10 protein-coding genes are annotated in these 15382 nt (G+C 61.6%); 2 read left to right on the top strand and 8 right to left on the bottom strand.

The window, feature by feature from the left end; all coding sequences use genetic code 11:
- Window positions 1–119 precede the first annotated feature (119 nt).
- The gene (locus PQU95_RS03870) at window positions 120–2129 is read left to right on the top strand and encodes a propionate--CoA ligase (RefSeq protein ID WP_308446603.1); all 2010 of its coding nucleotides are present in this window, start codon (window positions 120–122) and stop codon (window positions 2127–2129) included.
- A gap of 131 nt (window positions 2130–2260) precedes the next feature.
- Here PQU95_RS03870 and PQU95_RS03865 read toward each other — a convergent pair whose 3' ends face one another.
- The 4 genes from PQU95_RS03865 to PQU95_RS03850 all read right to left on the bottom strand — a co-directional run bounded on the left by PQU95_RS03865 (window position 2261) and on the right by PQU95_RS03850 (window position 8176).
- Complete coding sequence (locus PQU95_RS03865) at window positions 2261–3889, bottom strand: methyl-accepting chemotaxis protein (protein WP_272750770.1); 1629 nt, start codon at window positions 3887–3889, stop codon at window positions 2261–2263.
- Window positions 3890–4138: 249 nt separating this feature from the next.
- Window positions 4139–5425: a DUF3422 family protein gene (locus PQU95_RS03860; protein WP_272750769.1), complete on the bottom strand. Its 1287-nt coding sequence runs from the start codon at window positions 5423–5425 to the stop codon at window positions 4139–4141.
- A 172-nt stretch (window positions 5426–5597) separates the two neighbouring features.
- Window positions 5598–6038: a DciA family protein gene (locus PQU95_RS03855; RefSeq protein ID WP_272750768.1), complete on the bottom strand. Its 441-nt coding sequence runs from the start codon at window positions 6036–6038 to the stop codon at window positions 5598–5600.
- 119 nt (window positions 6039–6157) lie between these two features.
- Window positions 6158–8176 (bottom strand): alkaline phosphatase D family protein, encoded by a 2019-nt coding sequence (locus PQU95_RS03850; RefSeq protein ID WP_272750767.1) that lies wholly within the window; start codon window positions 8174–8176, stop codon window positions 6158–6160.
- 257 nt (window positions 8177–8433) lie between these two features.
- On the opposite strand from PQU95_RS03850, the gene secA reads away from it, so the two are divergent.
- Complete coding sequence (gene secA / locus PQU95_RS03845) at window positions 8434–11136, top strand: preprotein translocase subunit SecA (protein WP_272750766.1); 2703 nt, start codon at window positions 8434–8436, stop codon at window positions 11134–11136.
- Between the two features lie 255 nt (window positions 11137–11391).
- Here the strand turns inward: secA and oppF are convergent, their stop codons facing one another.
- The 4 genes from oppF to oppB are packed head-to-tail and all read right to left on the bottom strand — an operon-like array spanning window position 11392 to window position 15252.
- On the bottom strand, window positions 11392–12378 hold the full coding sequence (gene oppF, locus PQU95_RS03840) for a murein tripeptide/oligopeptide ABC transporter ATP binding protein OppF (RefSeq protein WP_272750765.1): 987 nt from the start codon (window positions 12376–12378) through the stop codon (window positions 11392–11394).
- Window positions 12371–13363 (bottom strand): oligopeptide/dipeptide ABC transporter ATP-binding protein, encoded by a 993-nt coding sequence (locus tag PQU95_RS03835; protein WP_147695135.1) that lies wholly within the window; start codon window positions 13361–13363, stop codon window positions 12371–12373. Before PQU95_RS03835 ends, oppF begins: the two co-directional genes overlap by 8 nt.
- 10 nt (window positions 13364–13373) lie before the next feature.
- The gene (locus PQU95_RS03830) at window positions 13374–14291 is read right to left on the bottom strand and encodes an ABC transporter permease subunit (protein ID WP_147688120.1); all 918 of its coding nucleotides are present in this window, start codon (window positions 14289–14291) and stop codon (window positions 13374–13376) included.
- A gap of 40 nt (window positions 14292–14331) precedes the next feature.
- A complete protein-coding gene (oppB, locus tag PQU95_RS03825) occupies window positions 14332–15252 on the bottom strand; it encodes an oligopeptide ABC transporter permease OppB (RefSeq protein ID WP_147688121.1) in 921 nt (306 codons plus the stop codon).
- Between the last annotated feature and the right edge of the window lie 130 nt (window positions 15253–15382).

Below are 15382 nucleotides of genomic sequence, written 5' to 3'. Positions count from 1 at the left end.
TTCAGAGTACTGCAAAGCAGGGGGATTCGGCCAGTGTTCATATCAAACCCAAGCCGCACTACGCGCATATAGCTTTATAGCAAGCCTTGGTTTTATCGGTATTTATGCAACGCTAACCCATGCCCTGCCAGCCGATGATGCACTGCAAGATTGACCACCACAGCCATTACTCCTTACTTTGTCCGACAAGCAACCGCTTGACAGATGCGCAAGACTATCAGGAGACCGGCATGACCTCGTACCAGACGTTTTACCAGCAATCCATCAACGAGCCCGAAACGTTCTGGGGAAGAGAAGCCGCGCGCATTCACTGGCACAAGCCATTCGACAAGGTACTGGCCTACGATAACCCCCCGTTCCGCGAGTGGTTTGCCGGCGGCCTCACCAACCTCTGCTACAACGCGGTGGACCGCCATCTGGCCGAGCGCGCCGAGCAAACCGCGCTGGCCTATGTCTCCAGCGAAACCGGCATCGAAACCGGCTACACCTTCCGCGAGCTGCACGCCGAAGTAGCCCGCTTTGCCGCCATCCTGCAGGCGCAGGGGGTGGCCAAGGGTGACCGTGTGCTGATTTACATGCCGATGATTCCGGAAGCCATTTTCGCCATGCTGGCCACCGTGCGGCTGGGGGCTATTCACTCTGTGGTATTCGGCGGCTTTGCCCCGGCCAGCCTGGCCACCCGCATCGAGGATGCCAGCCCGACAGTACTGGTGACCGCCGATGCCGGCATGCGCGGCGGCAAAGTCATCCCCTACAAACCGCTGGTGGACGAGGCACTGGGCTACGCCGGCGCCAGCGCACCGGCCAAAGTGATTGTGGTGAACCGCGGCCTGGCCGAAGCACCGATGATGAAACCGGGGCGCGACCTGGACTACGACACGCTGCGCGACGCCCACCTGCACGACCGCGCCGACGTAACGTGGGTCGAGTCGAGCCACCCCAGCTACATCCTGTACACCTCTGGCACTACCGGAAAGCCCAAGGGTGTACAGCGCGATACCGGCGGCTACGCCGTGGCGCTGGCCGCCAGCATGGATTACATCTACGGCGGCAAGCCGGGCGAGTGCTACTTTTCCACCTCGGACATCGGTTGGGTAGTGGGCCACTCGTACATCGTGTACGGCCCGCTGATCAACGGCATGACCACGCTGGTCTACGAAGGCCTGCCGGTGCGCCCCGACGCCGGCATCTGGTGGCAGCTGGTGGAGAAATACCGCGTCAGCGTGATGTTCTCCGCCCCCACCGCCATCCGTGTGCTGAAAAAGCAAGACCCGGCGTGGCTGCACAAACACGACCTGTCCAGCCTGCGCGCGCTGTTCCTCGCCGGCGAACCGCTGGACGAACCCACCGCTACCTGGATTGCCGGTGAGCTGAATATCCCGGTGCTGGACAACTACTGGCAAACCGAAACCGGCTGGCCGATGCTGACGCTGTGCAACGGCGTGGAAAAGAAAGACGTCAAATTCGGCAGCCCCGGCCTGCCGGTATACGGCTTCAACGTGAAACTGTTCAACGAAAGCACCGGCCAGGAGGTAGGCCCCGGCGAGAAAGGCGTGATCGGCGTGATTCCGCCGCTGCCACCAGGCTGTATGAGCACGGTGTGGGGCCAGGACCAGCGCTTTGTCGATACCTACTTCAGCCTGTTCAAGGACAAACTGGTGTACTCCAGCTTTGACTGGGGCATCAAGGACGACGACGGCTACTACACCATCCTTGGCCGCACCGACGATGTGATCAACGTGGCTGGCCACCGCCTGGGCACGCGTGAAATCGAAGAAGCCGTCAGCAGCCACAGCGCCATTGCCGAAGTCGCTGTAGTGGGCGTGGAAGACAGCCTGAAAGGCCAGGTGCCCAAGGCGTTTGCCGTGGTGAAAAACCCTGCCCTGCTGGACGACCCGGCCAGCCGTGCCGCACTGGAAAAAGAAGTGATCGCACGCGTGGCGGCGCAGCTGGGCGCCATCGCCAACCCGGCACGGGTGTACTTTGTGAACCAGCTGCCCAAGACCCGCTCCGGCAAGGTGCTGCGCCGTTCCATCCAGGCGCTGGCTGAAGGCCGCGACCCGGGCGACCTCACCACGCTGGACGACCCGGCAGGTATCGAGCAGATCCGCCAGATCATCCAGCAGTAATAGCACGGGCGGCCCATGCCGCCGGCTCCCTTTGGCTCCCCCTGTGTCGAGGCAGCGGGAGTCTTTTTTATAACCGGATAGGCAAACACCCGGCCGTGGCCGGGTGTTGTCGTAGCAAATACGCCCACGCCTTACATCTTGAACGTGGCCACCACCGCGCCCAGGTCCTGGGCGTGTACGCTCAGCTGGCCTGCTGCCGTGGCAGTCCGGTCTACCGTGCCCTGGTTGGTTTCGGTCATGGCCGAAATCACTTCGGCACGCTGGGCGATATCGCGCACCGCCAGCTGCTGTTCGCCCAGCGCCAGCGCTACCGACTCGATATGGCGGCTGATGTTGGCCGCATTGTCGCGAATGCCTTCTATCGCTTCGCTCGCCTTACGGCTTTGCTCTACGCCGTCCTGCGTGGCCGTGACGCTGCCCTGCATGGTGCCCACCACATCGTGCATGCCATGGCTGAGGTTATCAATCTGGCGGCTGATATCCACCGTAGCCTGGCTGGTACGCTCGGCCAGCTTACGCACCTCGTCCGCCACCACGGCAAAACCGCGGCCGCTTTCGCCGGCGCGGGCAGCTTCAATCGCCGCATTCAGTGCCAGCAGGTTGGTCTGGTCGGCAATGTCGTGAATGGTCTGGGTAATGGTGGCAATGGTGCGTGTCTGCGTACTCAAGCCATCCAGTGCCTCGGCCGCACCGGAAATATGGCCGGCAATTCCGCGGATATCGTCGGCCGACTGGCGTATCAGGCCGGCACATTCGCCTACCGCCGTATCGGCGTCATGCGCCTCCTGCTCTACGTAGCGGATCTGTTCGGCCAGCTGGCTGATGCTTTGCAATACTTCTTCTACCGATACGGCAATCGCCCGCGATGCTTCACTTTGCGCGTGCGAGGCATGCTGAACATCGCGCGCCGAGCGCGACAGATCGCCGGCATTGCCTTGTACCTGGCCAGCCAGGTCGCGGATGCGCCCGGTGATGTCACGCAGCTTGTCCTGCATATCCGACAGCGCACCCATCAGGCTGTTTTCGCGCCCTGCCGGAACCCTCAACACATGGCTCAGGTCACCCGCCGCGATATAGCGCGTCTGGCGCATGGCTTCTACCGGCTCGCCGCCCAGGCTACGGAACACGCGACGGTACTGCAGCACGCCCCCAGCCGCTACCAATAGGATCAGCAGGCCACCACTGAGCAGCAAGCTGGTTTGCGCCGAGGCGATCTGCGCTTCGCTATCGCTCACCACCTGCTGCATAGCCTGTTCTACGCGCTGCTGCAGCGCTTCCAGCTTCTTGGTCAGCGCCTCGGCCCGCTCGTCAAAACCGGTACCCGGTGCCTTCATCAGCGCATTACCCGCCTCGCGGCCTTGGCTGATGTAGGCGTCGGCCATTTGCTGGCCTACCTGGTAAAAGGTATCCAGCAGCTGGCGCGTCGCCTGGGCGTCGTCGCCATAGGCTGCATCCAGCTGCTTGAGCTCGTCCAGTTGCTTGACGGCCGCCTGGTAGTGCTCTTTGGCATCGCCAAAACCGTCACGGTCGCCGGTAGCGCTGGCATCGGTCAGAAACTGCTGGATCTGTACTACGTGGAAGCGCAGGTCGGCCATGCGGTCGGCCAGGCCGTCTGCCACCTGATGCTCGTAGCGGCTATTGGCCATGATTTTATTCAGATCGACGGTCACGATAGCCGTCTGGGCAATCGCCAGCAGCACGGTAACGACAACGAAGCTGATCAGCAGCGGGCGCAGTTTGCGCGAGGAGGAAATGGACATTGACGAAGCTTGCAGAAAATTGATGCAGCTATTCTGAAGGTTTTTACCTGGTCTGGCTTGCGCTATCAGGCAGCGATTTGATCTACAGCCAAATTCTGTAAATGGCCTGAGGCTGCCGCACCAGCCAGCAGGAGGGCAGTAGCAGCAGATTGCACCGGCCATTAACCTTGAGCAGGCATGTCATGCCAGAAATCGGGGTGCTGGCACACGCTAATGACAACGAACCAGCACCTTGGTATCAGCCGCGGGCTAGCCGTGCTGCAATGTCTTTTTTACACGACGCATGCCCAGCCACACCAGCAAAGCCACCAGCGGAATGGCCAAGCCGGTCAGCAGCTCGACGTTCAGGTGCAAGCCCATCGCTTTGCCCGCCTTGAACAGATAGCCCAGCAAGCCCACGGCATAGTAAGTCAGCACGCCGACAGACAAGCCCTCTACCGTTTCCTGCAGCCGCAGCTGCAGCTCGGCACGGCGGTCCATACTGGCCAGCAAGGCACGGTTTTGCGCCTCGTGTACCACCTCTACCCGGGTACGCAGCAGGGCGGTGCTACGCTGCAGCCGCGCCATCAGCCGCTCTTGCCGCTGTGCGGCGGTTTCACAGGTTTCCATGGCCGGGGCCAGGCGGCGCTCCATGAACTCGTAAAACGGCTGCAGGCCGGATAACCGTGTTTCGCGCAACTCGGCAATGCGCCGGGCTACCAGCTTGTAGTAGGCACGGGCAGCAGCAAAGCGGTACTGGCTTTGCGCAATCAGCTGCTCGCCCTGGGCGGACAGGTCGGTGAGCTCGTCCAGCATGGCGGCGTCGTGTGCACTTTGCTCTGCCATATGCAGGGTGACGCTGCGCAGCCGGGTACCGAGGCGGTCTAGCTCGCGCATCTGGCGTTTGGCCTCGGGTAGCGCCAGCAGGGCCAGCAGGCGGTAGGTTTCCATTTCGAACAGGCGCTGCATCATGCGGCCGGACTGCGACGGCCCCATGGCGCGGTCGATCACGACATAGCGGCTAAAGCCTTCTGCCAGCCGCGGGTCCGGGTGCAGGCGCAGGTCGGTGTAGGCCACACCGTTGCCATCACCGATTTCGGCACCGATCAGCTCCTGGCCGCCAAACCAGCGCTGGGCAATCTCCGGCGCCGGTGCCTCTTGCGACGCCGGCAGCAGCACGGCGTGCATGGCTACCATGATGGCGCCGGGCAGGCTGCCCAGCCAGTCTGCCGGCAGCCGGTCCAGCGCGGTGCGCTCGAACGGCTCGACAAAGTCGCCACCCAGCACAAAGGTGTAGCGGGCAAATTCGGTATGCAAGGCCCAGCGGATAGTGAGGTCACCGGCCACGCCGGTGTAGTGCATCTGGCCATCGTCCGGCAGCGGCAGGCCCATGCGCTGCAGCAAATCCTGCAAGGCACTGCGCTGCGGCGCTTCGGCTTCATCGAAAAAAAGCGTGAGTGTGGTCAGCCGTGCCGGTGACGGTATGGCGATCGGCGGGCGCGCGTGCGCCTCGTCGTTCAGGCTGCGGCGAAGAGGGTGCGTATTGAGCGTGATCATCTGTTTGTGGAATCCCTGATTGCGAAGCTCTACGGCTTCTGCAAGGCAGCTTACCTGCTGCCACGCTGGCGGGCTAGCCAGGCCGCACAATGCGGCGCTGCCCGCGGCTATACCATGCAAGGATCACGCCAGCATGGCAGGCGTAGCAGTACGCAGGTTGGCCGCGGGCGGGCTAGCGCTCGTTGTCGCTGCCGCGATGGTGGCGCAGCAGCTTGCCCAGCGCTTCTTTCACCACCGGGTTGCGGATCTCGCCAGCCGCACGGGCAAAGGCGTCCAGCCCGGCATCCGATAGCTGGAACGATTTGCCACGCACCGGCTTGGGCGGGGTGGGCAGCACCTTCACGCGCAGGGTCTGCACCGGGTAGCCCTGGCGGGTAAGCGGCGCTACCACGCTATTACCCAACATGCGCAGGCGGGCCGCTACCGTACTGTTGTGCGCATACACCACCAGCTCGCCATCGCGAAAGCACGCTACCTGGCAATGCTGGCCCAGCATGCCGGGCAGCAGGCGCTTGAAGGCACGGTCTAGCTGCAAGATGGCTTGCGCGGCGGCGGTAAGGTCAGCCAGGCGCGCGTCGCGCTTGCTGAACTGGCTCAGTGGCTGGCTGCTCATGGCAAAAGGGCAAAGGCAAAAAAGAATGGATGCCGAGTGTAGCCTATCTGCCAGCAGGCGGCGGCCGAAAAAACAGCCAGCCCGTTCGGGCTGGCTGGCGGCAGCGCATGGCGGTTTGCTTAGGGCAGGACGGTTACCGACGGGCTGCCGGCGGCGACCTCCAGCTTGGTGATGCTATGGGTGGCTGGCAGTGCAGGCGCCGCACCGGCGCTAAGCGTCTTCAGCGTATGGAAGCTGCAGCTGAGCTTGGCCGGCGTGAGCGTCACCAAGGCGTAGCCCTGGGCGTCGGTATGGGCCACCTTCAGCCAGCTATTGAACGTGGTCAGCGTGCTGTTGAAGGTATTGGTGCGCACCCCGCCCTGCTCGGTGTAGATCAGCGGCTTGGTTTTGCCAAAGCTGGCGCTGCTGTCTACCACGCTCTCGAAATAGCTATAGAAAGAGTTGCTGGAAATACCGGCGGTCACCAGGTCCACCATCACTGGCACCGGGCTGGCGGCGTCGTAGTCGTCCATCACGCTGCCGGCAAAGAAGGCGTGGATGTCACCGGTCAGCGCCACCACGTTGGCGATGGCATTGTCTTTGAGGTGCTTCATCAGCGCCTTGCGCTCGGCGTTATAGCCATCCCACTGGTCGGCGTTCAACAGGAACACGTCAAAGAACTGGGCGGCCGGCAGCGCGGCGTCCAGCTGCGGCTTGATACCGGCGTCGAATACCGGGCCGCTAAGCCCTGCGCCCCCCAGCACCACCTTGGTCTGGGTATAGGCCGGTGCGGGCACCTGGGTGGCCTTGTTGGCGGTGGGCACCGCCGCAGCGGCGGTAGTGAGGTCGGCCACCAGCGCCGTCATCAACGCGCCTTGCAGTGCGGCCAACCCGCCGTTGGCCGCAATCAGGCTCTGCACCATCAGGCCGGCTACCGCCTGGGTACCGTTTACCTGCATGCGCAACAGCGATACCTCATTGCCCCACAGCTTCCAGGTGGTGTTGGCCGCGCTCATCTGGTCTTTCCACCACTGGCGCTGGGTGCTGCCCAGAATGGATACCGGGTCCAGGCTGCCGCTGGCCGCGCTCATTTTCTGGCTCTCTACCGTGGCCAGCGTGGACTTGGGCACAAAGTAACGGCTGCCGATCTCGCTACCGGCGCCCACTTCGGGGATCACGTGGTCGGCGCGGTACAGGCGCTGGTCGGTCATCACCAGCGTAGCCAGGTTGCCAAAGCTGAACTGGCGGTAAATCCGGATGTTCTGGAACGACGGGTTGGCCGCATCCAGGCTGACATCGGCCGGCATGTACTCGAACCAGGCCTGGTTGGCATCGCGGCGGCGGCTGGTCACTTTGGCGGCATCTTCACCGGTGGCGTAGTTCTGGCGGTCTTGCCAGGCGTCGTCGCTAAACTCGTGGTCGTCCCATACCGCAATGATGGGGAATGCCGCGTGTAGCGCCTGCAGCCGGCTGTCGCTGCGGTAGGTTTTGTACAGCGTGCGGTAGTCGGCCAGCGTATTGGCGTAGGTGGCACCATCGCTGCGCTTGATGCCGTCTGGCAGCTTGATCTGGCTGTGGCGGTTTTCCACCTTGCCGGTCTGGAACGCTGCGCCCACGGTTTCGTAGATGTAATCGCCCAGGTGCACGACAAAATCCAGGTCTTGCTGCAGCAGCTCGTCAAACGCCGCCCAGTGGTTCACGCTCCAGTCCTGGCAAGAGATAAAAGCAAATTTCAGCTGCGATACCGGCGTACCGGCGGCGGGGGCAGTCTTGCTGCGGCCAACCTGGCTCACGTTGCTGCCGGCACGGAAGCGGTAGTAGTACGTGGTGCCCGGCTGCAGCGCGGTGACCTTATGGCGCACGGTGTAGTCCCACTGCGCCTGCGCCGTTACCGTCACGCTATGCAATACGGTGGCAAAGTTCTGGCTGGTGGCGATTTCGATGGTCACCGGGGTGTCGGCCGCGGCATCGCCCAGGCGAGTCCACAGCACCAGGCTGGCCGGCTGCGGGTCGCCCGAGGCCACGCCCTGCGGAAAACTGTAGCTGCGGGCAGGTTCGCTGCTACCGCCGCCACCGCTGCCAAAACAGCCGGTCAGGCCCAGGGTGGCGGCAGAGGCGGTCAGGAAACTGCCTGCTTTCAGGAATTGTCTGCGATCCATGTGTTTCTTCTCGTGAGTGTTGTTATCTGTCGTTACAACAGGGCGATGCCAAACAGGCTACCCTTGCTGCATGACATGGCGTTTACGCTCATACGTTTGTTTAGAGCAAATAACCTAACACCGCGAATCAGGCGTCAACACTGTTCCAATGCACAGGCTCTTGATACCGGTCAGCAATGCCCCCATTAAAAGAGGGTCTGCCTGTGCTACACTTTTAGCCATTTTTATCGGCCCGCTGGCCGCTGGATGTCCACACGATGATTTCGACGCTTCTCAAGAAAGTATTCGGCAGCCGCAATGAACGACTGCTCAAGCAATATCGCCAGGTCGCCAACCGTATCAACGGTATGGAAGACGCCATGAAGGCACTGTCGGACGAACAGCTGGCGGCCAAAACCACCGAATTCAAAGAGCGTCACGCCAAAGGCGAAAGCCTGGATGCCCTGCTGCCTGAAGCGTTTGCCGTGTGCCGCGAGGCCTCGCGCCGTGTGCTGAACATGCGCCACTTCGACGTGCAGCTGATCGGCGGCATGGTGTTGCACCATGGCAAGATTGCCGAGATGCGTACCGGCGAGGGCAAAACCCTGGTCGGCACCCTGCCGGTGTACCTGAACGCCATCGCCGGCAAGGGCGTGCACGTGATTACCGTGAACGACTACCTGGCCAGCCGTGACGCCGGCATCATGCAAAAGCTGTACAATTTCCTGGGCCTGAGCGTCGGCGTGAACCTGTCGCAAATGCAGCACGACCATAAAAAAATGGCCTACGCCTGCGACATTACCTACGGCACCAACAACGAATTCGGCTTCGACTACCTGCGCGACAACATGGTGTTCAGCCTGCACGAGAAAGTGCAGCGCGAGCTGAACTTTGCCGTGGTGGACGAAGTGGATTCCATCCTGATCGACGAAGCGCGTACCCCGCTGATCATCTCCGGCCCGGCCGAAGACAACGTGGACATGTACCGCGCCATGAACGCCGTACCGCCGCTGCTGAAAAAGCAGGAAGCCGAAGATGGCGAAGGCGACTACTGGGTAGATGAGAAAGCGCACAGCGTGCTGCTGTCCGAAGCCGGCCACGAGCACGCCGAAGCCATCCTTACCCAGATGGGCCTGCTGGCAGAGGGCGATAGCCTGTACTCTGCGGCCAACATCACCCTGATGCACCACCTGAACGCCGCGCTGAAAGCGCACGCGCTGTTCCACCTGGACCAGCACTACGTGGTACAGGACGGCGAAGTGGTGATCGTGGACGAATTCACCGGCCGCCTGATGGCCGGCCGCCGCTGGTCCGACGGCCTGCACCAGGCGGTAGAAGCCAAGGAAGGCGTGCAGATCAACCGCGAAAACCAGACCCTGGCATCGATCACCTTCCAGAACTACTTCCGCCTGTACGGCAAGCTGGCCGGCATGACCGGTACCGCCGATACCGAGGCCTACGAGTTCCAGAACATCTACGCGCTGGAAACCGTGGTCATCCCGACCAACCGCCCGATGATCCGCCAGGACCACCAGGACAAGATCTACCGCTCGGCGCGCGAGAAGTACAACGCCATCATCGGCGATATCAAAGACTGCGTCAGCCGCGGCCAACCTGTGCTGGTAGGTACCACCAGCATTGAAAACTCCGAGCTGATGTCGCAGCTGCTGACCCAGGCCGACATCGCCCACAACGTGCTGAACGCCAAGGAACACGCGCGCGAAGCCGACATTGTGGTACAAGCCGGCCGCCCCGGCATTGTGACCGTGGCCACCAACATGGCCGGCCGAGGTACCGATATCGTGCTGGGTGGTAACCCCGAGCCGGAAATCAAGGCCATCCAGGCCGATGAAAGCCTGTCCGACGCCGAAAAAGACAGCCGCATCGCCGCCATCCGTGCCGAATGGCAAGTGCGCCACGACGCAGTACTGGCTGCCGGCGGCCTGTACATCATCGGTACCGAGCGCCACGAATCGCGCCGTATCGACAACCAGCTGCGTGGCCGTTCCGGCCGCCAGGGTGATGCCGGTGCCAGCCGCTTCTACCTGAGCCTGGAAGACCCGCTGCTGCGTATTTTCGCCGGCGACCGCGTGGCCATGATCATGGACAAGCTGAAGATGCCGGACGGTGAAGCCATCGAACACCCGTGGGTATCGCGCTCCATCGAAAACGCCCAGCGCAAGGTAGAAGGCCGCAACTTCGACATCCGCAAACAGCTGCTGGAATACGATGACGTGGCCAACGACCAGCGCAAAGTGATCTACCAGCAGCGTAACGAAATCCTGGAAGACCAGGACGTGGCCGCCATCATCACCCACATGCGCGAAGGCGTGCTCAGCGACGTGGTCGACCTGCACATGCCGCCGGACTCCATGGAAGAACAGTGGGACCTGCCGGGCCTGGAGCGCACACTGGAAAGCGAATTCCAGCTGCAGGCCCCGGTAGCCCAGTGGATGCAAGCCGAGCAGACGCTGGATATCCCGGACATCAAGCAGCGCATCCTGGACCTGGCCGCGGCCAGCTACGCCGAGAAAGTGGCGCTGGCCAACGAGGAATCCATGCGCCAGTTCGAACACGGCCTGGTACTGCAGATGCTGGACAACCACTGGCGCGAGCATCTGGCTGCCATGGACCACCTGCGTCAGGGCATCCACCTGCGCGGCTACGCGCAGAAGAACCCGAAGCAGGAATACAAGCGCGAAGCCTTCGAGCTGTTCTCCGACATGCTGGAACGTGTGAAACGCGGTGTGGTCAGCGTACTGATGACCGTGCAGGTACGCAGCGAGGAAGACATGGAGGCCGTCGCGCCGCACGAAGTAGCGGGCATGGAAATGCACCACGACGACGCGCCAAGCGCCACCGAGGGCAACCCGTTCTCGCCGGAAGCCCTGGCCTCGCAAGGCCTGCGCGTTGGCCGCAACGACCCTTGCCCGTGCGGCAGCGGCCAACGTTACAAACAATGCCACGGCAAGCTGGCCTGATCGCCACCCTGCCCTGCAAAAACCGGCGCATTATGCGCCGGTTTTTTTACGTCTGCCTGCCACGGCCAGCATCGCAATAAGCGTAAGGAAGCCCTGCCCAAGACAAGGAACGCACCGGGCCAGTGGGCACCAACAAAGCCAGAGCACACAAGCACGTGAAGTGAAGCAGCAACCGGGTTATTGGATAAGAAAAAGCCCGGACGTGTCCGGGCTTTCTTGTGCTCAAGGTTGGCCGCATGCGGCCAACCCGGGCGCTTATGCCAGCAAGCAGGAGGTCTGCGTGGCGGCGGTGACCGCGTGCAGCTTGATCTCTTCTTTCGCGCAACGCTCTACCGCTTTCGGGCAGCGGGTACGGAACACGCAGCCGGACGGCGGGTTGATCGGGCTAGGCAAATCGCCCTGCAGGATCTGGATGGTCTTGTTGCGCTCCAGCTTCGGGTCGGGGATAGGAATCGCCGACAACAGCGCCTGGGTGTACGGGTGGGCTGGTTTGTCGTACAGCGCGTACTTCTCTGCCAGCTCCATTTCACGACCCAGATACATCACCAGGATGCGGTCGGAAATGTGCTTCACCACCGCCAAATCGTGCGCAATGAAGATCAGCGACAGGCCCATTTCGCGCTGCAGCTCTTTCAGCAAGTTGATGATCTGCGCCTGAATGGACACGTCCAGCGCCGATACCGGCTCGTCGCAGATAATCAGCTTGGGTTCCAGGATCAGCGCGCGGGCAATACCGATACGCTGGCACTGGCCACCGGAGAACTCGTGCGGGTAGCGGTTGATCATCTGCTCGCGCAGACCGACTTTCACCATCATGGCGCGTACACGCTTCATGATCTCGTCCGGCGACAGCTCCGGGCGGTGTACGCGCAACGGCTCGCCAATGATCTGGGCAATGGTCATGCGCGGGTTCAGCGACGCCAGCGGGTCCTGGAAGATCATCTGGATATCCTTGCGAACATGCAGCCAGTCTTTATCGCTGCCCTTGCGCAGGTCTTTGCCCATCCACAGGATTTCGCCATCGGTGGCGGGAATCAGGTTGAGGATGGCGCGGCTCAGCGTGGACTTGCCGCAACCGGACTCACCCACCACGCCCAGGGTTTCACCTTCGTACAGATCGAAGCTGACACCGTCTACCGCTTTGAGCGTCCGTTTTGGCGTCCATGGCCAGTCGTTATTCCCTTTTACCTTGAAGTGCACTTTGACATCGCGCACCGATAGCAGCAGTTTCTTCTCAGCCATGGCTCAGCTCCAGTTTCAGTTCAGCCACTGGCTTGTGGCAAGCACGCAATACGGCCGGGTTGGCCGCAGATGGCAGCAGGCCCGGCAGGACGTCTGCGCACTGTGCCGAGGCATGGGCACAACGCTCGGTAAACGGACAGCCTTTAGGCATGTTCGCCATGTTCGGCGGGTTGCCCGGAATGCTGACCAGTGCATCGCCATCGTGATCCAGACGCGGCAACGCGCCCAGCAGGCCTATGGTATATGGGTGGGACGGCTGGTAGAAAATGTCGTTGGCTGTGCCGTACTCCATCACGCGGCCACCGTACATCACCATCACTTTTTCACACAGGCCGGCGACCACACCCAGATCGTGGGTGATCATCACGATGGCGGTACCAAAATCGCGCTGCAGCTCTTTCAGCAAAGTGAGGATCTGCGCCTGTACGGTCACGTCCAGCGCGGTGGTGGGCTCATCGGCGATCAGCACTTCCGGCTCGCACAGTAGGGCCATGGCGATCATCACGCGCTGGCGCATACCGCCGGAGAACTCGTGCGGGTACATATCGATACGGCGAGCAGCCTCGGGGATGCGTACCGCTTCCAGCAGCTCGATGGCGCGCTTTTTGGCCTGCTTGCGGGTCATGCCCTTGTGCAGCTCCAGCACCTCGGTCATCTGGCGCTCTACCGTCAGGTAGGGGTTCAGCGAGGTCATCGGGTCCTGGAAGATCATGGAGATACGGTCGCCACGAATACCGTTGAGCTGTTTCGGGCTCATGGTCAGCAGGTTCTGGCCTTTGTACAAGGCCTCGCCCGTGGGGCGGCCGTTCTTGGCCAGCAGGCCCATCATGGCCAGTACCGACTGGCTCTTGCCGGAGCCGGACTCGCCGACAATACCCAGCGTCTGGCCGGCATCCAGCTCGAAGCTGACGCCGTTTACTGCATTGACCATGCCGTCCGGTGTCTGGAACTGCACGCCAAGATTATTAACTTTCAGAAGACTCATGGCGTATTCCTTAGCGGTCTTTCGGGTCCAGCGCGTCGCGCAGGCCGTCACCAATATAGTTGGCACAGTACAGGGTGATGGACAGCATGGCAGCCGGGAACAGCAGGATCCACGGCGTGGTTTCCATGACACCGGTACCGTCTTCGATCAGCACGCCCCAGCTGGTCATCGGCTCTTGCACACCCAGACCCAGGAAGGACAGCACCGACTCGGTCAGAATCACGCCTGGCACGGTAACGGTGGTGTAGATCACCACGATACCCAGCAGGTTGGGCACAATGTGACGGAAGATGATGTTGGGGGTGGACACACCGATAGCGTGCGCGGCTTCCACAAACTCCTTAGATTTGATGGACAGTGTCTGGCCGCGTACCACGCGCGCCATGTCCATCCAGGAGAACACGGTAATGGTCAGCACCACCAGGTAGAACTCGCGGCCCAGCAGGGTCACCATCAGGATGGCGATCAGCAGGTAGGGCACGGCGTACATCATGTCCACGATACGCATCATGATGGTATCCACCTTGCCGCCCATGAAGCCGGCGGTCGCCCCCCATACGATACCGATGGTCACCGAGGCGATGGTCGCCAGCAGGCCCACCATCAGGGAGATACGGCCACCTATCAGGCAGCGCACCAGCAGGTCACGCCCCAGTTCGTCGGTACCGAAATAGTGCGCACCTTCCATGCCCGGCGGCAGGCTCATGGCGTTCCAGTCGGTGTCTTCGTACGAGTACGGCAGCACCATGGGGCCAAAAATGCAGGCCACTGCAATGATGGTGAGGATGACCAGGCTGACAACCGCAGCCTTGTTACGGAAAAAACGCTCGCGGGCATCGCGCCACGGGCTGCGACCTTCAATAGCGGCCGCATTGATATTGGCCTCGATGGCCCCGGCCAGATCGCTTTGTTTGCTTCGGGAAAACATGTATGACTATCCTCGCTGGTAGACTTATCCAAGACTGCGCTTAGTAGCGAATCTTCGGGTCAAGCAATGCATAACACAGGTCAACCAGCAGGTTGATCAGCACCGCCACCACGGTTACCAGTACCACCAGGCCCAGTACCAGGGTGTAATCACGGTTGGATGCACCGTTGATAATCAGCTTGCCCAGCCCCGGCAGGGAAAAGACCGATTCGGTAACCACGGCACCGGTAATGGTGGAAATGGCAATCGGGCCTACCACGGAAATCACCGGCATCAGGGCGGGTTTCAGCGCATGACGCATCACGATGGTACGCATCGGCAGGCCTTTTGCCTTGGCCGTACGGATGAAGTTGGAGTTCATCACTTCAATCAGGCTGCCACGCATCACACGGCCGATGGTGGACACGTTGATGAAGGTCAGCAGCGCGATAGGCAGCACCATGTAATGAACCTGGTAGTCGTTCCAGCCGCCCGCCGGCAGCCAAGCCAGCCAGATGGCAAACACCAGGATCAGTACCGGGCCGATCACAAACGAGGGGAAAGCACTACCCAAGTTGCCGATCAGCATCACAAAGTAGTCAATCAGGCTGTTCTGGCGCAGCGCGGCAATGGTACCCAGCACAATGCCGATCACCACCGACAGCAGCAGCGCGGTACCACCGATCAGGGCGGAAATGGGCAGCGCATTGGCCACCAGGTCGTTCACGCTCCAGTCCGCGTAACGGAAAGAGGCGCCAAGATCGCCTTGCAGCAGGCTCTTGAGGTAATACAGGTATTGCTGCCACAACGGCAGGTCCAGATGATACTTGGCCTGCAGGTTAGCCATGACAGCAGCAGAAATTTTGCGTTCGGAATCAAACGGGCCACCCGGGGTGGCATGCAACATTAGATAACAGACAGTGATGACGAGCAACAGGGTGGGGATCGTCATCAATACGCGTCGAAAAGCGTAAGACCACATGGGAGTACTCCAGGTCGGTAGCAGCATACGGCACGCACAGGCAGGGTCGCCCCCTGTGCCATGGCACGGGACATGCTGCAACTACCACTTCCAAATCAGACCGGGTGACCCTGTAGAGGATGCACCCGGT

This window comes from Vogesella aquatica, from assembly GCF_028548455.1.
GTDB classification, from domain to species: domain Bacteria; phylum Pseudomonadota; class Gammaproteobacteria; order Burkholderiales; family Chromobacteriaceae; genus Vogesella; species Vogesella aquatica.
Note: the sequence above shows the minus strand (reverse complement) of the source record. Positions and strands in the feature narration are given on the sequence as shown.